The 20,103-nt window shown below is 48.9% G+C and carries 21 protein-coding genes; 3 read left to right on the plus strand and 18 right to left on the minus strand.

Features of this window, described 5'->3' with window-relative positions; all coding sequences use genetic code 11:
• Positions 1–64: 64 nt before the first annotated feature.
• The 9 genes from CHH75_RS00395 to CHH75_RS00435 form a co-directional block, all read right to left on the minus strand.
• Complete coding sequence (locus CHH75_RS00395) at positions 65–1,183, minus strand: extracellular solute-binding protein (RefSeq protein ID WP_095397140.1); 1,119 nt, start codon at positions 1,181–1,183, stop codon at positions 65–67.
• A gap of 42 nt (positions 1,184–1,225) precedes the next feature.
• Positions 1,226–2,044, minus strand: a complete 819-nt coding sequence (locus CHH75_RS00400) for an MBL fold metallo-hydrolase (protein ID WP_095397141.1) — start codon at positions 2,042–2,044, stop codon at positions 1,226–1,228.
• Between the two features lie 40 nt (positions 2,045–2,084).
• A complete protein-coding gene (locus CHH75_RS00405) occupies positions 2,085–3,233 on the minus strand; it encodes a GntR family transcriptional regulator (RefSeq protein WP_095397142.1) in 1,149 nt (382 codons plus the stop codon).
• A 318-nt stretch (positions 3,234–3,551) separates the two neighbouring features.
• Positions 3,552–4,562 carry an aminoglycoside phosphotransferase family protein gene (locus tag CHH75_RS00410; RefSeq protein WP_095397143.1) on the minus strand — a complete coding sequence of 337 codons (1,011 nt, stop codon included), beginning with the start codon at positions 4,560–4,562 and terminating at the stop codon, positions 3,552–3,554.
• A 460-nt stretch (positions 4,563–5,022) separates the two neighbouring features.
• Entirely contained in the window at positions 5,023–5,901 is an 879-nt protein-coding gene (gene rarD, locus CHH75_RS00415; protein WP_095397144.1) for an EamA family transporter RarD, read from the minus strand.
• Positions 5,902–6,059: 158 nt separating this feature from the next.
• Positions 6,060–6,932 carry a tetratricopeptide repeat protein gene (locus CHH75_RS00420; RefSeq protein WP_095397145.1) on the minus strand — a complete coding sequence of 291 codons (873 nt, stop codon included), beginning with the start codon at positions 6,930–6,932 and terminating at the stop codon, positions 6,060–6,062.
• A gap of 22 nt (positions 6,933–6,954) precedes the next feature.
• Positions 6,955–7,914, minus strand: coding sequence for an ATP-binding protein (locus CHH75_RS00425; protein WP_095397146.1), 960 nt, complete (start codon positions 7,912–7,914; stop codon positions 6,955–6,957).
• A 348-nt stretch (positions 7,915–8,262) separates the two neighbouring features.
• The gene (locus tag CHH75_RS00430; RefSeq protein WP_095397147.1) at positions 8,263–8,766 is read right to left on the minus strand and encodes a DUF3600 domain-containing protein; all 504 of its coding nucleotides are present in this window, start codon (positions 8,764–8,766) and stop codon (positions 8,263–8,265) included.
• Positions 8,756–9,319, minus strand: coding sequence for a sigma-70 family RNA polymerase sigma factor (locus CHH75_RS00435; RefSeq protein ID WP_095266168.1), 564 nt, complete (start codon positions 9,317–9,319; stop codon positions 8,756–8,758). The genes CHH75_RS00430 and CHH75_RS00435 overlap by 11 nt, the downstream gene beginning before the upstream one ends.
• Before the next feature lie 336 nt (positions 9,320–9,655).
• Here CHH75_RS00435 and CHH75_RS00440 point away from each other — a divergent pair, with 336 nt between their 5' ends.
• Positions 9,656–10,609: an ABC transporter ATP-binding protein gene (locus CHH75_RS00440; RefSeq protein ID WP_095397148.1), complete on the plus strand. Its 954-nt coding sequence runs from the start codon at positions 9,656–9,658 to the stop codon at positions 10,607–10,609.
• A gap of 1 nt (position 10,610) precedes the next feature.
• Positions 10,611–11,444: an ABC transporter permease gene (locus tag CHH75_RS00445; protein ID WP_095266166.1), complete on the plus strand. Its 834-nt coding sequence runs from the start codon at positions 10,611–10,613 to the stop codon at positions 11,442–11,444.
• A 102-nt stretch (positions 11,445–11,546) separates the two neighbouring features.
• Here the strand turns inward: CHH75_RS00445 and CHH75_RS00450 are convergent, their stop codons facing one another.
• From CHH75_RS00450 to CHH75_RS00485, 8 genes are all read right to left on the minus strand, one after another.
• Positions 11,547–12,350 carry a nucleotidyltransferase family protein gene (locus CHH75_RS00450; RefSeq protein WP_095266165.1) on the minus strand — a complete coding sequence of 268 codons (804 nt, stop codon included), beginning with the start codon at positions 12,348–12,350 and terminating at the stop codon, positions 11,547–11,549.
• Between the two features lie 30 nt (positions 12,351–12,380).
• Complete coding sequence (locus CHH75_RS00455) at positions 12,381–13,697, minus strand: DUF4179 domain-containing protein (RefSeq protein WP_095266164.1); 1,317 nt, start codon at positions 13,695–13,697, stop codon at positions 12,381–12,383.
• Positions 13,648–14,226, minus strand: coding sequence for an RNA polymerase sigma factor (locus CHH75_RS00460; RefSeq protein ID WP_095266163.1), 579 nt, complete (start codon positions 14,224–14,226; stop codon positions 13,648–13,650). Before CHH75_RS00460 ends, CHH75_RS00455 begins: the two co-directional genes overlap by 50 nt.
• 181 nt (positions 14,227–14,407) lie before the next feature.
• Positions 14,408–15,181: an ABC transporter permease gene (locus CHH75_RS00465; RefSeq protein WP_095266162.1), complete on the minus strand. Its 774-nt coding sequence runs from the start codon at positions 15,179–15,181 to the stop codon at positions 14,408–14,410.
• On the minus strand, positions 15,182–15,940 hold the full coding sequence (locus CHH75_RS00470; protein WP_095266161.1) for an ABC transporter ATP-binding protein: 759 nt from the start codon (positions 15,938–15,940) through the stop codon (positions 15,182–15,184). It abuts the gene before it with no gap.
• A gap of 13 nt (positions 15,941–15,953) precedes the next feature.
• A complete protein-coding gene (locus tag CHH75_RS00475) occupies positions 15,954–16,304 on the minus strand; it encodes a DUF1048 domain-containing protein (protein ID WP_095397149.1) in 351 nt (116 codons plus the stop codon).
• A gap of 12 nt (positions 16,305–16,316) precedes the next feature.
• Positions 16,317–16,664: a DUF1048 domain-containing protein gene (locus tag CHH75_RS00480; RefSeq protein WP_095397150.1), complete on the minus strand. Its 348-nt coding sequence runs from the start codon at positions 16,662–16,664 to the stop codon at positions 16,317–16,319.
• Positions 16,661–16,969: a PadR family transcriptional regulator gene (locus tag CHH75_RS00485; protein ID WP_095266158.1), complete on the minus strand. Its 309-nt coding sequence runs from the start codon at positions 16,967–16,969 to the stop codon at positions 16,661–16,663. The genes CHH75_RS00480 and CHH75_RS00485 overlap by 4 nt, the downstream gene beginning before the upstream one ends.
• Before the next feature lie 409 nt (positions 16,970–17,378).
• Between CHH75_RS00485 and CHH75_RS00490 the strand changes: the two genes are divergently transcribed.
• Positions 17,379–18,290, plus strand: coding sequence for an EamA family transporter (locus CHH75_RS00490; protein WP_095397151.1), 912 nt, complete (start codon positions 17,379–17,381; stop codon positions 18,288–18,290).
• A 267-nt stretch (positions 18,291–18,557) separates the two neighbouring features.
• Here CHH75_RS00490 and CHH75_RS00495 read toward each other — a convergent pair whose 3' ends face one another.
• Positions 18,558–20,009 (minus strand): Msr family ABC-F type ribosomal protection protein, encoded by a 1,452-nt coding sequence (locus CHH75_RS00495; protein WP_095397152.1) that lies wholly within the window; start codon positions 20,007–20,009, stop codon positions 18,558–18,560.
• Between the last annotated feature and the right edge of the window lie 94 nt (positions 20,010–20,103).

Consider the following 20,103-nt stretch of genomic DNA (forward strand, 5'->3'; position numbering starts at 1 on the left):
ACTTGAATGAACGGCTGCATATTGGTGTTCTCCATATGCAGCCGGTTTGACTCCATTCCGTGATTTATGGCATAATCTCGAGCTCAATCTTCTCTGCCCACAGATCCATGTTATCCGCAATAAAGGCCCAATCGAAATCTTGTGGTTTTAAGGAATTATACAGCTCCTTGACGGACTCGTTGGCTTGCTCGACCGCTTTCGTATTGGCAGGCATGGCATTGAACTCCACCGCAAATTCTCCTTGAACTTCGCTCGATCCGAGCCATTCGACGAACCGCTCCGCCGTTGCCTGCTTCTTCGTTCCGTTTATAATTGCTGCATGTTCCACGACCATCGGTACGCCGATTTCCGGACTGACAATGCCGGCTTTCACGTTATATTGCTCTTCCTTCTGCTGCAGGGTTCCGGAGACGAGCGCTCCAAGTGGTGTTTTGCCGCTGGCCAAATTGGCATAGAAGTCTTCGCCTTCGACCGCGCCAACGCCATTGTCATACAATTGCTGAATTTCATTCCAGCCTTCATCGGATATGCCGAGGTCACCATTCGGATCTTGGAATCTTGACAGAATCCCCGCAACGACAAGGCGAGGCGTATTTTGTCCTAGCAGCGTAGGAGCTTCGTACTTCCCTTTATACGCATCGTTCTTATAGAGGTCCGTCCAGTCCTTTGGCGCAGTGTCGGGCGTGAATTCGTTCGGATTGTACCCAAGCAGAATCGCTTGCTTCACAAGACCATGATAGTAGCCTTCCGGATCGTTCAACCCTTGTTCAACATCTCCGGCCCAGCTTGGAACAAACTTCGCCAGAACGTCTTCCTTCTTCAAATTCTCATAAAGCATGTTGTTCAGGCCGTATACAACGTCCGCGATCGGATTGTTCTTCTCGGCAATCAACCGGTTCGTCAAGTCAGCGCCGCCCGCGCCGACGATTTCGATATCAAAGCCCGCGCCTTTCGCTTTCTCGATCAGCCATTCGCCGCGGCCGTCAGAGTTCGCATTCGTGTACACGATCAGCTTCTCATTCTTGACCGGTTCGGTAGTTGAAGAATCCGACGCAGCCGGTGTTCCTGCCGGCGCTCCGGACTCCGAAGGGCCTCCGTTAGTACTGCTGGCATTGTTGCCGCCTCCGCAAGCCGATACAATCACACACATAATGAGGAGTAACGCCATGGATAGTTTTCTCATGATTCTTTTAACACTCCTTTGATCGATTCCTTTTGTTTGAATTTAAATGTTTAAGATCAACCCGTCATAAGCTGGCACAATACCGACGGGATCGAAGATGCGGACAAAATCCTCGTGAAGCAGCTTGGAATTATGACTAAAGTGGGTGACGACGATTTGTCCTTCAGGCTTCAGAATGTTTTCTTTATGGAACTCGCGCTGCGCCTCCAGCACTGTTTCCACACACATATGATTGCGGTCGCGGGAATTCCCCGTGTATCCGTGGGTGCAGTCGAGGATGGCGCAATCCAGATTTTTACCCTTTAGCCACGCCCACGTCGCATCCGGAAACCAACCTGAATCATGCCCGTACAGCAAAGCTTTTCCTTCCTTTTCAATCACGTACAGCAGACAGGTCTCCATGCGGTCATGATCTGCCAACAATGGCGTTACCCTTGCATTGCCCATAGCGAACGTCTCAAATGGGCGCACCAGATGGAATGCATACCTTTGTCCTTCGAATCGGCCGATGGCGGCACGCGTGTGGTGCATCACGGCGTCATTGCCGTAAATGTGCATCGGAAGCTCGAGGCCGTGCGCAATCCCTTCCCTGCGGCATTCCAGATCCGCAGCATTATAATGGTCCGAATGCGTATGGGTGACGAGCAGGTGCTCGATGGCCCCCAGATCAATGTTGTCCCGCAGCGCCTGCATATAGGAGTCCGGGCAATAGTCAAACTTGATGACATCGTCAATGATGGCGGAAGTTCGCGTGCGTATATTTTTGCCTCCAAGCTCCCGTGCTTTGCTGCAATGCTCGCAGCGGCAAAATGCATTAGGAAAGCCTTCTGCAGCTGCGGTTCCTAGAAAGTGAATCTTCAAAAGTCATTTCTCCTTGTCATGCAAACTGTAGCAATCCATTCTACGTCCTGAACAGGACGGATTGTCGTTCTACAATCGATGTTTGAATTTTAATGGTGATTGGATTCTCGTTGGAGTTGCCAACGCGCTTCATCAGCAAATCCACGGCCGATCGGGCAAGCTTCTCGGTATCCTGCCTTACCGTCGTGAGCGGGGTCGGAATATATGCCGCTAACTGGATATCGGAGAACCCGACGATGGACAGCTTTTCAGGAACCGGAATCCCCATTTGCAATGCGGTGTGAATTGTCGAGATCGCGACATGGTCATCCCCGCACATGATGGCCGTCATCCGGGGGTTGTCCTGAATAAACCGCTCTTGTTCCGGATCGCGCTCATTAATGCGTCTGGTATCGCAAGCGACGGTTCGAAAATGAATGTTCTGGTATTGTACCGGAATTTGATGGTCGAGAAGCGCTTGAATATAACCTTGATACCGCTCCCTCCTACTTGTGATATGATCGATCGCGTTCGAAGTATATCCGATTTCGCGGTGCCCCTTCTCGATCAAATACTTGGTCATTTGGTAAGAGCCCATATAATGATCGTGGTATACGCAATCGATCTCCACTTCATGGAAAATGCGATCGATGATGACAAGCGGCAGTTTTTTCAGCTTTAACCGTAATACTTGATCGCTGCAGGTCTTTCGCCCTTGGGGAAATAGGATAATGCCAGTGATTCCTCCTTCGGCCAGCCTTTCCAGACAATGATCCTCATCGTCGCAGTCTTTCGTCATTTTTAGAATGAGGTCGCAGCCGTGCTTTCGCACTTCAGCCTCGGTGGCGGCGATGATTCTGGACGTGTAATCGGACAGGTGAGGCATGATGAGCGCGATCTGCCCGAACCGCTTCTCGGCGGCCGGAAGCGCTGCGGTATCCTGGGAAGAAAATCCTCCTTGCGCCCTTCCGTCTTGCGGTTCAGCAAGGAATGTTCCTCTTCGGGGCAAACGGTACACCAGTCCCTCCTCGGCCAGCTTTTGCAGCGCTAACTTACTTGTCATTCGGCTCACGCCGAACAGCTTGGCAAGCTCGCCTTCCGATGGAACCGGATCATGCGGACGCAGCCTGCGGCTTTGAATAATCTCGATGACCTCATCGGCCACCCGGTGATAGAGTTGGTTCTGTTTGGTCACACGAATATCTTTCATCAAATATCCCTCTAATCGTTGAGTCGACTCGAATCCGCAAGGGATCTAATTTGAACATAAAGAATGTCACTGACATATTCAATGATATCTATGTAAAAGTCTTGTAAAATCTAAGTTAAATCGAGTTTTTGAGTTCTATAATCACAAAATACATATCAGTGATATATGAAATTTAATGCGAATCCTTGCGATCAATGCTCACTATGCGAACGATTGCCATTTCTCTGATCAACGAAAGAAAAACCTGCCGGTTAGGCAGGTTGGTTTAATAGAGCTTCAATTTATCGATGCAGGAAAATGTTTTTTGAGAATGGCCAATCATTGTTCGGTACCGATCTCATAGATGTTATGCAGGGTATGGATGTGCAGCGCTCGTTCATCATCTGACTCTGCGTTCATATACCATTCTACAAGCCTGTATCCGAACATAAGCAGAATCATCTCATAAACGCAGTTATCCGTGATGTGTGAAATGTCCGCATATTCCGAGAAGCCCTTGTAGTACGCCGGGATACATCGACGGTAGTATGCAACCATATGTTCAACATCGGCTTCGTCTGCGATAAGACTAGCCATATCTTCACCTAAATAGCCCCATCCACTGGTATCCCAGTCGAGGAGTATGACATTTCCTTCGGAGTAGAATATGTTTGCCACCCAAAAATCCCTGTGGCAGAGCACGATGGGCAGCTTTTCAATCCGGCTCAATATTTCGTCAGCGCGTTCATCAATGCCGATGAGCATGTCACATATAAGTTTCGGGATTTCACAATCGTCAGAGCGTATATAACCGTACACGCTATCCCATGACCGATAATGAAGATAGAAGTTCTTCATATAATCCACGTTGCTTAGGTTGGTCAGGTCCTGTAACAGAGCTGGCTGTTCTGCATATAACTTGCCTTGGAACCTTCCTAGTTCCTCAACTGCGTGTTCATACATGTCGCCGGTCAAATCTACACCCGATATGCCGTCGATATATTCCATCCATATCTTCGTTTCGTTTTCTTCTTCGCTCGTCTCGGCGTGATAACATTGCGGCCAGCGGAAAGATTCGGAAAATAGAGCGTCGAAATGGGATCTATACAAATCGTATTCCCTGCGCCACGAATCAGGATCGCTGTAGCGTTCCCATTTCTTCTGTGTCTTTAAAACCATTTTATAGGGGAGTTTCCTGCCGTCAGTGGTTTCTGCATTACCCGTTACGAGTTCTACATTACCCACTGTACCACCATGTAATGGTTTGGTTTGGAAGTCGGCGCAGATTATTTTTGTTCCGAGCATTTTGCTTAGGACCTGTGTTAACGTTTCGTTCTTTATCACGCTCATTGTGATGTCCTCCAATATCCAATAGATACAATTTCTCGCGTATCCTTGTGGACCTGTGGTTTATATAATACTTGGATTCACTGACATAAAATCACAATCCTATATAAACATCATATTTGAAAAGAAGACATCAAAGAAAGGTTGACTATAGATTTAATCAATTACTACCTCTTCCTGCCCGAGCTTGATGAAATCGCGAATGGAGCGGTAATCAGACCTTCCCTTTGTCCTTGGCTCGGGACATGACCTTCTACCGACAAACTATAAAGCCGCCAAGCAAACGACTTTTGCATGGGACATGTTCTTCGTTCGTGAAACATTGGTTATCTTGCCATTTATTGAACGATTCAGTCATTACTTAAAAAAGGCAACCGATCACATTCGACGGCTGCCTGTCTAGAACATCACAACTAGCTTCTCGCCCTTCTCTGAGCTATTTGGGCGCGAAAAGGCGAGGGCTTCAGCTCGCCCTCGCCAGTTTTGCGCTGCGAATTGATGCGGTAGTGTATACCACGAGCGCTGTCCAGATGAGCGCGAATCCGATGAGCAGAACCGGCGACACCGACTCCTTGAACACAAATATGCTCAGTAACAGCATGATGGTCGGCCCGATGTACTGTACAAAGCCGAGCGTGGACAGTGTCATCCGGGCGGCCGCCCGTGCAAAGAAGAGCAGCGGCAGCGCCGTTACCACGCCGGAAAGGAGCAGTTCAATAAACATCGGCGCAGGCAGCGTCCACGCCGTTGTCTTTCCGGCAGCGGCCAAATAGATCCAGTAGCCGAGCGCGATGGGCAGGACGACAGCTGTCTCCGACAATAAGCCCACCGAGGCGTCTTGGGCGATCTTCTTCTTCGCAAGGCCGTACAAGCCGAACGATACGGCGAGCGATAGCGCAACCCATGGGAACCGCCCGTAATCGATGGCGATGACGAGCACCGCAGCGCCTGCGATGGCAATCGCGAGCCACTGGCCCCGGTTAGGCTTCTCCCGAAGGAAGACGACCGCCAGCAGCACGTTCAGCAGCGGGTTCAGATAATAGCCGAGGCTGGTCTCGACAACATGGCCGTTGTTGACGGCCCAGATGAAGATAAGCCAATTCAAGGCGATCAGCAGTCCGCTGGCGGTGAGCGATAGGATGAGCGAGCGGTTAGCCGCCACCCGCTTCATATCCCCCCAGCGGCGCTGAACGGCAACGAGAATCCCCATGAAAACAAACGACCAGACAACCCGGTGCGACAGAATCTCGCCAGCCGGCACATCGTCAAACAACTTCCAATAAAGCGGGAGAACCCCCCACATGATATACGCAATAATTGCGTTGACTAACCCATTGTTCATCAATATGTTCCCTCTTCTCTCTCTCCTGTATCTGAACGGATTATACGCCTGAACCCCCGGGGAAGTAAAGTAGATATATGAAACCCCGGGGGCTTGATAGCTCGTATCTTAGCCTCCGGGGTTTCCAGCAGGAATGCGTTTATAGGGGAGGGAAGAACTCACACCCTTCTGCGTCCCCAGCCAAAAACTTTGACGTGTACCGTCGCTTTGGTCACCCAATAGGAGAGTACGTACAGCACAATGAACAAGATAAGCAGCGGCCTTAAGAAGAGCATAGCGACAATCCAGGCGATCAGAACTTGCCAATGCTTCAATTTGCGTAGAAACTTGACCGGCCATAGAATGATTTTGAATAACAGCTCATTATGCTGAAGCGCATCTAGAAACTCTTCCTGGTACTGTTTGTTGTCAGGCTCTAAGCGAACGGCATTTCGCATATACGTCTCTTTTAACTTGTAATCCCCCCGCTGGCCAGATGCCAGGCCGAGAAAAAAATATACTTCGGACGACTCCATATTATGCTCGAGGGCGATTCTTTCGAGCCTTACAGATTCCTCAAAGTGAATGAGCAGCGCTTCCGTATAACTTAACACGGCCAAATATAACGGTACTTCCGGATGGATTTCAAGCGCCTGTAATAGTGCGGCTTTCGCTTGCTTGAGCTTCCCTTTCTTGTTAAACATATTCGCTTGCAAATAATAATAATGAGACTCATAGGGATCGATTCGGAGCGCTTCCTGCACCGCTTCATCGAAAGCCCGGTCCTTATCGGCGGCATAGTACACGCAGACCCGCACATACCAGGCCAGCCTCTGCTCCGGCTCCCGGCGGAGCGCCTCGTTGGACCAATGGAGTGCCTTATCATTTTCATCCATCAGAAGATAGATATTTGCGATCAACGCAAAAACATCCGGGTCCTCCGGTTCCTGTTTTATGAGCTGCTGGGCTTCCTTTAACGCTTCCTTATACCGCCTCCATTCGATAAGCTGTTGCACTTTGGCATAAGCGGAATAATCCTGTATGGTTTCCAAATGCTCAATCCTCCTGGTCGAATTATGATTTGACACCATGCTTCTTTATGTATTCCAACACGATTTGATAATCCTGATTGACATCACTGAAGGTCGCATAGTTTTTGGCGGTTGCAAACCAGTCGAGTGTGGTTGCCTTCCGGCCTTTTGCCGACCGCTTTAAATCATCCTGCGTAATGGGCTGAATTTCCCCTTTCTCAAAGGTTCGCTCCATCGCGGCATCTACAGCATCATGAACGAGCTGCTCTAAATCGGCTCCGGAGAAAAACTTCGTCTCGGCGGCAATTTTGGTTAGGTTCAGCGAACCGAGCGGCTTGCCTGACAGCTTAAGTTCCAGAATCGTTTGACGCTCTGCCTCATCAGGCGGCGGCACAAAAACAAGATGGTTAAACCGTCCGGGACGTCTCAACGCGGAATCAAGGTACCAAGGCGTGTTGGTGGCTCCGATGACAAACACATTCTCATTCTCCGCCTGCAGTCCGTCCAGCTCCAGCAACAACTGGTTTACCAGCATGCGGTCATGATGCTGACGCATTTGATGACGGCTGCCTCCGAGGGCATCAATTTCATCTATGAAAATCACGCACGGCTTGTTTTCCCGGGCTTTCTCGAATATATCGTGCAAATTATGCTCGCTCTGTCCGGTGTACATGGAAAGAATGGACTGAAGCTCAACATGAAAAAAATGAGCATCGATCTCGCCTGCCACCGCACGTGCCAAAAAAGTTTTGCCGCATCCCGGCGGCCCGAACAATAGCAGGCTCCCTCCGGCTTGTTTGCCGTAGGCGGCAAAGATCTCCGGCTGTTGCAGCGGCAATATGAAGTTCATTCTGATCTTTTTCTTGACCTCTTCCAGGCCCCCGACATCGGCAAACGTTTCCATGGGTTTCTCGGATTCAACAAACGATTGATCGTCTTTACTGAAATGAATGAGCTTTAGATTTTTCCGCCGATATTTCGCCAGTTCATCATGGTCCGACATTCTGTTCTCTCCTCTGCAGCATTTTTCTTAAGAATATCATATTCCCATAAATTAGGGAGCCACTATAACAGAAAAGAGGCTGAAAATATGACGAAGCATGTCACTTGTATATCGATTTACCTACACATTTTTTCACATATACGTATTTCCACATAAAAACCCCCCAGCAATATGCTGAGGGCTTCCGTTCATACCGATATGTTGACCGGCGTATCATCGTCCTTATTCAAAATCTGCTTGTTGGCTTGCTCCAGCTGCGCGTCCTCAAAACTCACTAGGGGATCTGTCACGATAGGACAACATGAAGGGACCTCATCCACATCGGACGGGTCCCTGCTAGATTGTGTCTTACGGCTCGGTGCTACCGGTAATCTTCTCAAAGTACGGTGTAAGCTTCGCGCTGAGCTCATCCCACTGCTGTTGTTCTTCGGGAGTCAGCTTCTCTACATCTCTGACTCCATTTTCATTGGTAATCTTCAGCTTTAACTGCATCAACTGCTTGGTCAGCTCCGTATATTCCTGGAATTCCTCTTCCGTAAGCTTGCCCTTGGCCACTTGAAGCATGGCCTCAATCTCTTGATATTCTTCCTGAGTCCCTCCGTGCTGTTCAATGGTTTCAACAGAACCGAAGATCATATCGGCTAGATAAGGCGAAGCGAATACAGCAGACGGAACCAGGATAGCCATTCCAATCACGCCTGCAAGTATGCGTTTTTTCATGGAAAATCGACCTCTCTTTTCGTTCACATAATGTTGATAAGATTGCCGGACTCGTCCGTACAGCTCGGGTGGGCAGTTCATCGACGCTGACACCTGGCGAAGCTCTTCCCGCAATTCCTTGTCAATGGACATACGCATCTCCTCCCGTCATTTCGAATCGTTTCCGGAGTTCTTTCATTGCCAGATGATGTCTGGATTTCACGGTGCCAACCGGGATCTGCAGCATGTCTGCGATTTCCTCCAGCGCATAATCGTGATAATAACGCAGGATGACAACGACACGCAGTTTGTACGACAACTGGCGAACCAGACTGAACAAATCATGCTGCATTTCGGACTGCAGCACCGCTTTATCCGTCCATACGAACTCTTCACAAGTCATCTGACGATTGCGCTCAAACAGGCGAATCCTCCGCCAGGCCTTTCTTTTCCAATCCTGGACAAGACGCACCGTGATCCCGTGCAGCCAAAACCGGAAAGGACGGCTCGGATCGTAGTTGTGAAAAGACCGCCACATGCGCATGTACACTTCATTCACAATATCCTCTATGTCCTGTTTGTTATAGACCAGAAAAGCAACCGTCCGATAGACGTCCTCGTGCGTTGCCTGATAGACAAGCTCAAAGGCCGACTCATCGCCGTTCGTCGCCTTTTCCAGCCATGGAAGTAACTCTTTATCATTCATGGGGGCCCCTCCTGAACATGTTACAACTCTTAATTCGCTCTCACGGGGAAAAAGGTTCAGTAAATGGATAAACTTTTATAACTATACTTCAAAAAACACCGCATACATAGCAACTTAGAACGCAATTTCTCGCTTGGCGATACCCCGGAGTCGCGTTCTTATTGTCCGAAAACACCTTATCCGTCCCGAGACCGAGACGAAAACCGTTCTGCCGCCCGTCACTCCGAAGTGGAGCATACGATATCTTGATATTAACGAATAAGAATACATACACTCTCCGGAAGCAGTCATGCAGCAGCAAAGCCATATCACACGAATGGAAAGGAGTAAGAAACGATGGAGATGATCTATCAGTTAGAGCATGTGAATAAAACGTACAAAAAAGGAAAAGTTGTTGCGAATCAGGACATCAGTTTGGACATTCAGCAAGGGGAAATTCTCGGTCTGCTCGGTCCGAATGGAGCTGGGAAATCGACGCTAATCAAACAGATGGTAGGCCACCTTGCTCCCTCATCAGGTACGGTACGCTATAGAGGAGCAAGTGTACAGACACAAACCAAACGAGTTGCGCAGGAGGTGGCCTACTACTCGCAGGAGCCTCACGCCCTGACCAGTTTGAAAACCTGGGAAGCCTTGTATTTTACAGGAAGGCTGCGGGGACTGACCAAGGAGTCGGCCCGAAAACAAACCGAGGAATTGCTGGAGCGCTTTGGCATGCAGGATCTCCGTCACAAGCTGCTGAAGAATGTGTCGGGCGGACAGAAGCGTTTAATCGGGATTGGAACCTGCTTGATCGGCTACTCCCCTGTCATGATCCTGGATGAACCGACCAATGAGCTGGACCCGAAAAAGAGAAGGCTTGTATGGGATCTGATTCAAGAACGCAATCGCCAAGGGGTAACGGTCATTTTGGTGACACATAATGTGCTGGAGGCTGAACAGGTTGTAGATAAAGTAGCTGTAGTCAATCACGGCAGGCTGCTCGCCATCGATCACGTGAGTGTCTTAAAGCAAAGAGTCGATCAGCGGATGAAGCTGGAGATTACGACATCCTTGGGCGAAAGCGAGCATGTTAGCCAATGCTTAAGCGCCCTGGGACAGTGGACCCAAATCGGTGAAAATCGAATCCGAACGCTGATCGAGAAGCAGGACGCCAGCTATGCGATTGAATTTCTGAGCAAGCATCAACTACCGATTCAGGAATATTCTTTGGTACCGCCGAATCTTGAAGATGTCTATTTTCATATCGATGACGAACAGCATAAGCCAGATCAAGCGGAGGTGGTCTAACATGGAACAGCTGAAACCCTCCATACAAAGCCAGAATACGCAGCTGCAGGAGGCTGTTATTCTCCAAGGGCACGAGCAGCAAAGTTTAATCCAACGCAGAATAACCGAATGGCTGATTCTGGCCCGCATTCAATTTACGATCATCCGCGAGGCATGGGTTTGGATATTCATCATGGCATGCATGTTTCCACTAACCACCCTGCTATTTCTCAAATTTTTCACCGTCGATCCAACGCCGGCCGTCATGACACGCATTATTACAGGGAACATGCTCTTCGGCCTTATCGTCATGGGACTCAATTCGATGGCTCAGGAGATATCTTGGCAGAAGCATCAAGGCCACTTCACCTATTATTCGTCCCTGCCGATCGCCAAGGTTAACTTCATCTTCGCCAACCTGCTGCGCGGTTTGATCATGAGCGTGCCGTCTTTTATTATCCTGGCGATGATCGGTCAGCTTGCTTACGGCATTCAATTCCATTACAGCTGGGGGCTTGTCCCTGTACTGCTGCTCACCGTCTTTAGCGTTGTCGGTGCGGGCGTCCTGATCGGCTTCTGGTCGCCTAACCACCAATTGACGAATATGCTGGTCCAGGCGTTGATGATGTTCATCTCGTTTCTGACGCCAGTCATGGTAGATATGGATCAATTGCCCGCGATCCTGCAGTGGTCCGCTTATATCTTTCCGACCACTTATGCCGCCGCAGCCATGCGGGAGGTGCTGATTTCGGGCTGGTCCGGCTCTGTCGCCTGGAACACATTTGCACTATTGCTGTTCTCACTGATTTCCATCATATTGATTTTGAAAAAGGTAGATTGGCGAGTGGATAAGTAAAATAAGCTTCTCTTCCTCAAGCGAGTATATGATTACTCTCCCCCTCCTGCCCTCTAATAGGGGCATGGAGGGTTTTTGAGCAAAAGACAGCTTCTCATTTATTCAATTGACCTTACTCGCTTCACGTTCAAAATTCACCCTCGCCCACTCCCCTTCGTTCTTAAACAGCTCAACGACAGCCTCACGACTTGCCGGCGGTTCATCGATCCAACTTAACAGAGTACGAATGATCGGTTCTTTGTCCGGAAAGTGCTGCAAAAATACTTCACATTGCTCCAGAAGTCTTGTCGTCCAAATCTGAGACCGCGCCATCACCATGGAATAATAGGTTCGAATCAGTTTACGAGCGAAGCCCTGTGTAATGGATTGGAGCTCTTCAACAGAAGCCGTTTCTACCCTAGTAAGTGTCCGCGCGAGGGATTGACCAATATCGCCATTGAAGGAAATGGCAATCTCGGATGTAAGTTTATACGGACCAAAATGTCTGCCTATATCCTCCCCGTACACACAAACACAGAGTTCTCTAAGGAATGCATTCTCGTAATAATTTGATGGATCCATTGTATAATCGTAAAATGCAGCAGCGATGCCTACATCACGTACAAGATAACGATACGGCTCGGACAGGTCTCCGGACAGTTGCTTTAGTTCTGCCAATTTCATCGAATCCTGCTTGCCATAAAACATAGCGATGAGATCTAAATCGGATTGAACTTCAACCGCTTCACCTCTGGCTACGCTGCCGTATACATAAACACTGTGCAATTGCTCCTGGAACACACTTTTGAGACGCTCGACAGCTTCTTCGATGCAATGTTGATACTTGCTGTCTATTTTGTTTATGCTGACATCGCTTATAATACATCCACTCGGATCCAAACCATATCCTGCTTTTAAAATCATCATAATGCCTCCCTCCCTCTATACACCGTAAGTTTACTTGATATGGACCGGGATGGATACTTTATGGTCATAAGTTTTTATATAGTAGAATCCAGGCAACAGCAATTGCTCTGGCTTGTCTGTAGTGTTAAATGAATAGGTCTGCTCCCATAGGATGTTGCCATTGTTCAGATCCCAGGGCCGTGAATTGGAAATCGACGATACGGGCACAATGCTCCCCCCGGCTTGTATGGATAATTGGTCCTTATCCAGGATTGTAAATTGTTTGCTGGCAATGACGATGTCATAGCCTCCATCGGTCTCGGTCACGCTTCGTATCCATAATTTTTCGTCACCTATACGAATGGACTGATCGGATGGTGAAGCAAGCGAAATGGGTTTCTCTACTTGCTGATAACCTTGGAAGTTTGTGAGTACAAGCTCAAGGGACTCCAATTGATCGGTTGGAAGCACATCATAATCCAGTTCAAACCCTGGAAGTTCTGTTTCAGCGTGACGAATCGACCTCATTCCCCAAGACTTGACTTCGGTCCCATTGACGAATAGCTTGGTTTTGCCTGTAAACCTAGGATGGCCGTCTATTTCCAGGTCATAATAGCCTCTTACGATCGTTGAAGATGGCGACGCCGTTATGAAGTCGAAATGAACGGTTCCCAGATCAACTGGAACCGAAATGGACAGTTTTTGTTTAATAATGCTCTTCATCGCTTTATTCGCTTCAAATTGGAAGGAGATGGGATAGGTTATCCGTTTCCCCGAATCCTCCCACCTGCTGAATGTTGCTGTTAATGTTCTGGAGAATGGACTAACCGGCTCGAATTTATATATTCCCTTATACTGCGATCCGTCAGGGCTAAAGGTGCCTGACCCTTCTTTCGGATCGGAATCCGTCAGAAAGCCTTGCAGTGCATCCACGTTGTAGCGAAATGAACGATCATCGGGATCGAATACGGTGCCTTGAGGCAAATCAATGGAGTAATACATAATGAATGCATTATCATCCGCAATCACTCCATTCACGGTAATGGCAGTACCGTCATCAAACGTTTTACTTTTATTCACTGACTGGCCATACCCGTGTTCTTCCACTTCTGAGAAGCTGAGCGAAGTCAATGCGTTTCGATCCAGCAGCTTCGCGCCGTAATAAGCAAAGGCCGGATACTGGTATATGCAGGCAATCAGCATAAGTGCTGCGGCTGCCGATGCAACCCATGGCAGCGCTTTGCTTCTTCTCCGTTTGACCGGCACATTCTCAAGTGCATGCCGAAGTCTGCCCTCAAGCTCTGGCGGGGCTTGTACACTAAGAAAGCTCTGCTTGTGTGCTTGTAATTTCTTCTCGATCGTTCTCATAACGATCACCTCCAATCAAGTCTTTGAGCTTCTTCAGCCCTTGTGTCATTCTTGATTTGATGGTGCCAAGCGGTGCACCGGTCATGTCTGCGATCGTCTGATAGGACAGATCGTGAATATAACGGAGCTCGATCACTTCCCGCTGCTTAGCATTCAGATGGGATAACAATTCCTGCATGTTCATGGCAGACTCGGAATAGCGAAATGGATTATCGTCCGTCATTCCCGCAAGCGATGCTTCCTCTTCTCCTTGCATAGGCAGGTACCGCGTTCTATTGCGCAGTAGCGTTTTGCACCGGTTGACCAGAATGGTTTTGCTCCAACTGTAGAAGGCTTCGCCATGATGCAATTGATCGATCTTTTCATAGATCGTGACAATCATATCTTCCAAGGCATCCATCGCATCATGCTCGTTTCCCATATAGGAGTATGCAAGACGGTAATATGCATCCTGATCAGCCAGAATGAGCTGTAATAAAGCTTCCTTGTTTCCTTTTTGGGCTTGCTTGACAAGACGGCTGACTTTCATGATCCCCCTCCTTTCATAGATAAGAGATGTCAGAGGTTCTAAAAGTTCATTTCGTAATAAAAAACACCACAACCAAGAAGCAGGGAATGAATGCCCTGCATTCCTAAAGGTTGTGGAGGGAGTAAAGCCAAAGCCGCCAATAGGTTGATTACCAATCTTACCGATCACTCCGGGACAAACCTTAAGCGGATGATGTTCGTTTATAAGCCCTAATGGCGAAAATATACGCAACAATAAGAATACCCAGGCACCAAGCGAGCGCAATCCAAATGTTATTGCTGACGGGTTGGCTGGCAAGCAGAGCGCGTATCGCACTTACAATGGGGGTTACTGGCTGGTTTTCCGCAAAGACACGCACCACGAGCGGCATCGATTCCGTAGGCACAAACGCCGAACTGATGAATGGCAGGAAAATAAGGGGATAGGAAAATGCGCTTGCACCTTCTACCGATTTTGCGGACAATCCGGCAATAGCCGCGATCCAAGTCAAAGCGAGCGTGAACAGCATGAGTATACCGGCTACGGCTAACCAAGACAGTATCCCCGCCGATGAGCGAAAGCCCATAAGGAGTGCTACGAGAATAATAATGAACACGGATAAGGCGTTGGATACCAGAGATGTCAGCACATGACCCCAAAGCACGGCGGAGCGCGCGATCGGCATGGTATGGAACCGCTCAATAATCCCCCGTTGCTTATCTAGAAACAGACGATAAGCTGTATAGGAGATCCCGCTGGCGATTGCAATCAGCAGAATGCCAGGCAGTAAATAATTCACATAGTTATCCGTGCCTGTGTCAATTGCGCCACCAAACACGTAGACGAACAGCAGCATCATCGCAATTGGAGTGATGCATACCGTGATGATGGTGTCCATGCTGCGAAAAACATGGCGGATGGAACGTCCGAGCATCACGCCCATATCACTGAAGGAGCGGTTCTTTGCCGTTTCCATTTAGATCGCCTCCTTATTGCCGACGATGGCGAGGAAGATCTCCTCTAAAGTCGGCTGTTTCTCAACATATTCCACCTTCGCTTGTGGAAGCAGCGTTTTCAGCTCGGCGAGTGTGCCATTCGCAATAATCCTGCCTTCATGAAGAATGGCAATTCGGTCGGCAAGCTGCTCGGCTTCTTCCAAATACTGCGTCGTCATGAGGATTGTTGTGCCATTGTCGGCAAGCGCCTTGACAATCTTCCACACCTCGATTCGTGCTTCAGGATCGAGTCCGGTCGTCGGTTCGTCGAGGAAGATGATCTGCGGATTCCCCACAAGGCTCAAGGCGATATCCAGTTTGCGGCGCATCCCTCCTGAATACGTAGACGGCTTGCGATGAGCGGCTTCTGTCAGTCCGAAGCGCTTAAGCATATCATCTGCCACCTGATGCGGATTCTTAAGATGCCGCAGCTTCGCGATCATGATGAGATTTTCCCGTCCGGTCAGAATCTCGTCTACGGCAGCAAACTGGCCGGTTAGACTGATGGACTGGCGCACATGGCCAGGACGTGACGCCACATCATTTCCATTGACAACCGCAGTGCCTCCGTCCGGTTTAAGCAGCGTACAGAGAATTTTGACGATCGTCGACTTGCCGGCCCCGTTGGAGCCAAGCAGTGCGAAAATCTCACCTCGCGTCACTTCAAAATCTACGCCTTTTAGGACTTCAACATCTTTGAAAGATTTCCGCAGTCCTTTCACTTCAATCGCTTTTTCCATGCCGGCAGCCCCTCTACTTTGTTTTTTTCGACACCTTTTGTATGGCTTTATGAACTTCCTGATTAACAGATTCCTGATAGAGATCAGCGTAGGTTTTGGAATCCTTGATGAGGTCGTCGCAGAACGCCGCGACATCACGGCCTGTCACTTCAAGCACGTCTTTCCCCATAGCCGCTCCTTCTTCAAAAAGATCGACGATCCCCGAGAGCAGGTCCGTCCCTTCGGTTAACTGCACAGGACCGACCTTAAACAGATACTTCTGAATCTCTTTATACACAATCTGATAATCCCGCGGGAGCGCTTTGACACGAGCCACATGTGCTCGCCATTCTTTTCTGCCTTCAATCATCTCTCGTATTCTCATGGTTTCCTCCTCCTATTTCCCTAATTTCTTGGCGACATTATCGTTGAGCTGCTTGCGCCACTTGTCACGGTAGGACGCCGCCCCTTCTTCACCAACCAGCGCTAAACAGAAGCCTTTAATATCGTCCCCGAGAACCTCCTGGACACGCTGACCTTCGGCTGCTGTTTCCTCGAGCAGGCCAAGCACGCCGTCAAGAATAGGCATGAGGTTACGACCCGTGAAATTGGAGTGTGGCCAAAGATTGACGTTGATTTCTTCCCATGCAGCCTGATAGTCGGCTGGCAGCTCTTTGACCCGTAATTCAAAGGATTTCATTTCTTTTGTCATGTCACTGCCCGTGATCATCTCCCAGAAGTTCATCGCTCTCTCTCCTTTAACTCATTCATTTTTGATGATAAGAACGCCCATTTTTCCCAGAACTTTCGCAGCTCCTCGCGCCCCGCATCATTGAGCACGAAAAACTTGCGCGGTGGACCCATATCGGATGGCTTCTTCTCGGTGTCCACAAGGTTGTTCTTCTCCAGCCGCACCAAAATGGTGTAGACGGTTCCTTCCACAACATCTGTAAAGCCAAGGGCATTCAACCGCCGTGTGATTTCGTAGCCGTAAGTTTCTCCGCGGTTTATAATTTCAAGGACACAGCCCTCAAGCACACCCTTAAGCATTTCGGTTAGGTTCTCCAGTACAATCACCTCTGCTATTCTGTATGACTGGTATTCAGTATTACTTATTACCACTACATAGTATCACTAAGTAGTTGGTTTGTAAACAGCATTTGCCTTCATATTCATTATTTATTTGTACGCATGATACGACACGGTGAATCGATGTGCTTGCCTAATGATAACGATCATCGACTCGTCCCCGAGTTCCAACCGTGATGGAGTCCCCGTAATTTTAGAATTGACAACATTCAGGCCATGCTACTATACTGTTACCGAGTCGAATACTTAAAACCGATTGCGGATGTGGACTTTTCTGGAGAGTAATCTTCATTTTCGCCACACAAAGGCCTTGCTGGTCATTTGTGTGGTTTTTTGCGTTTGGTTCACGATGAAGGAGGAGAATAGATTCATGAAATTGTGGCACTATGCATTGATTGTTTTTCTTGGAGGCTGCTGTTACGGCATATTATCCACGTTTGTTAAACTGGCGTACGCGGCCGGTTATACGGTTTCGGCAGTCACTGGAGGGCAGTACTTATTTGGCGCTGTGCTGGCATGGCTTGCAGCTCTGTTGACCAACAAGAAGAGATTAACCCGTAAACCAATCATCAAGCTGTTGCTGTCCGGAATTCCCTTTGGATTAACCGGCATCTTCTATTATCAAGCTTTGCAGACCCTTAATGCGTCACTGGCGATCGTGTTCTTGTTCCAGTTCGTTTGGATCGGAGCGCTGCTGGAGTGGGTTTTCCATAAGAAAAAGCCGACAAAGAGCAAATTGATCTCCATCGGATTGCTGCTCGCGGGCTCTGTGTTGGCCACCGATCTATTATTTCAGGACCAGATGGCGGTGTCATGGCAAGGAAGTCTATGGGGCATGCTTGCGGCGTTCACCTTCTCCACATTCATTTTCTTAAGCAGTACCGTCGAGAGAACAGCCCCGCCCATGTTAAAAAGCGCCCTTATCTCCACTGGCGGCGTAATGACGGTGTTCATCGTTTTTCCGCCTACGTTTCTAATGGATTGGGATGTGTTCACCGGTATGATTCCTTATGGATTGGCACTGGGAGTATTCGGTGTCGTGCTGCCGCCCCTTCTGTTTGCGATTGGAATGCCGCATGTCGGCTCAGGACTCGGAACCATTCTCACCTCATCGGAGCTGCCGGTTGTCATTATATTGTCTTCCCTGGTGCTCGGAGAAGCGATTAGTTTCACACAGTGGATAGGAGTTGCCACGATCCTGGTCGGGATTGCCAGCAGCAACATTCGCTATGATTATTTGGGTAAGAAATGGTTTAAGATACCGAAGACTTTACATCGATGACTGACCCCAAATGAATGATACAAGAAGCAGCCGCTCATCAGATGGCGAAAGCGTGATTCGTGACGCAATCTGGGAGCGGCTGCTTCTTAATGTTCATGAGACAAAGGGCCTTCATCTGCCCCAATTTGAGCAGGGTCAGATTCTACTCACTCACTTGAAACCGTGATCTCATGCGGTTGATGAACCGTTGTCCTGTGTTCGCCTCTGTAACCGTAACGTCCCACATCACGACATTGGTCATCGGATTAGGATCTGAGTTCACAATGGTTACACACGAACAAGCCCGCCATCCTTCACTTCATACACCTGATCGGCGACGCCCTCAAGCAGGCGGGCATCGTGGGAGATAAAGAGGATCGTGCCTGTGTATTTTCGCATCATCGTCTCGAGCGCTTCCACGGCTGGAATGTCCAGAAAATTACTCGGTTCGTCCATGAGCAGGATATTATAGCGTCCAAGCAACAATTTGGCCAGCTGGAGCTTGATAATTTCGCCACCGCTTAATACCGACAGCTCTTTGCGAACATCCTGCTGCGTGAACCCCATGGAGGCGAGAACTGATCGAATGTCGGAAACCGGGTAATCACAGTTTTCCTGCATGAATGCCATGACGTTCTGATTTCGATCGAATTTGTAACCGGTTTGGACAAAATAGCCGATTTCCGCCTTTGGCGATAACGTAATACCGCTTTCCCGATCGCGGATCATGTTGAACAACGTCGTTTTGCCGGCGCCGTTTGCGCCCTTGATCGCAATCTTGCCTCCTAGCGGGAATTGGAAGGATACATGGTCGAAGATCACCTTATCCCCGAATCGCTTGCAGATGTCGTGCCCTGTAATCGGAAATGGATGATGGAGCTCCAGCGCTTTATTCTGTCGAAATTGGACATTTCGCACAGCCTCGGGCGGAGTGACTTCGCCAAGCGCTTCGATTCTCCGTTTCGTATTTTTGGCGGCGTTATGAAGCTTTTTTTGCTTGCTGCCTTGGGATTTTTGATGTCCGAGACGTCCGCCGCTTTCCGATCTGCTCTTTCTGCCCGATTCCTTACGGTCAAGCTTCCGTGCCTGATTCTTCTTCTCGATCATAACCTGTTCCAGCCGCTCCCGTTCTGCCACGTATTGATTATATTGGGCTACCTGGGCTTGTCGTTCCTCTTCCTTCAGAACCAAGTAGTCGGTATACCCTCCCCAATATTCCGTGATCTTCCCGTCTTTTAGCTCCCAGATCTTATCGACAACCTGGTCGAGAAAATAACGATCATGACTGATGATGAGCAGCGCACCGGAATAATGTTTAAGCTGGTTCACGAGGAAGTCGATGCCTTCGCGATCCAGATGAGATGTCGGCTCGTCGGCAAAGATGCCATGCGCTTCGCCCGACAGTGCCTGTGCAATTTTCAATCGTGTCTCTTCCCCGCCGCTCATGGTCTCGGCCTGCACTCGGTCAATGCCTAATTTGCCAACGATAGCGTAATCCTGCACATCTTGGACGATTACCTCATCCAACTGGGGGAGATAAGTGAACGTGCCTTCCCTTGCAATCTTGCCGTGCTGCAGAGGCATTTTGCCGAGTAACGTTTTGAGCAGCGTGCTTTTTCCAGCTCCGTTGGCACCAACCAGGCCGATTCGGTCATATTCATACAACTCCAGCTGGTCGATATCGAGCACAGTACGTCCCAAGTATTCCACATAAAGATCCTTCGCTTTTATCAATAACATTTATTTTTCCTCCTTCGAAAATCGCAGTTTCCGTCGTTCTGTTCGCAGGTTGACCTGCGATTTAACAAAGAGAGGATTATATAAAGAAGTACCA

This window comes from Paenibacillus sp. 7541 (genome assembly GCF_002276395.1).
In the GTDB taxonomy this organism is placed as follows: Bacteria; Bacillota; Bacilli; order Paenibacillales; family Paenibacillaceae; genus Paenibacillus_AQ; species Paenibacillus_AQ campinasensis.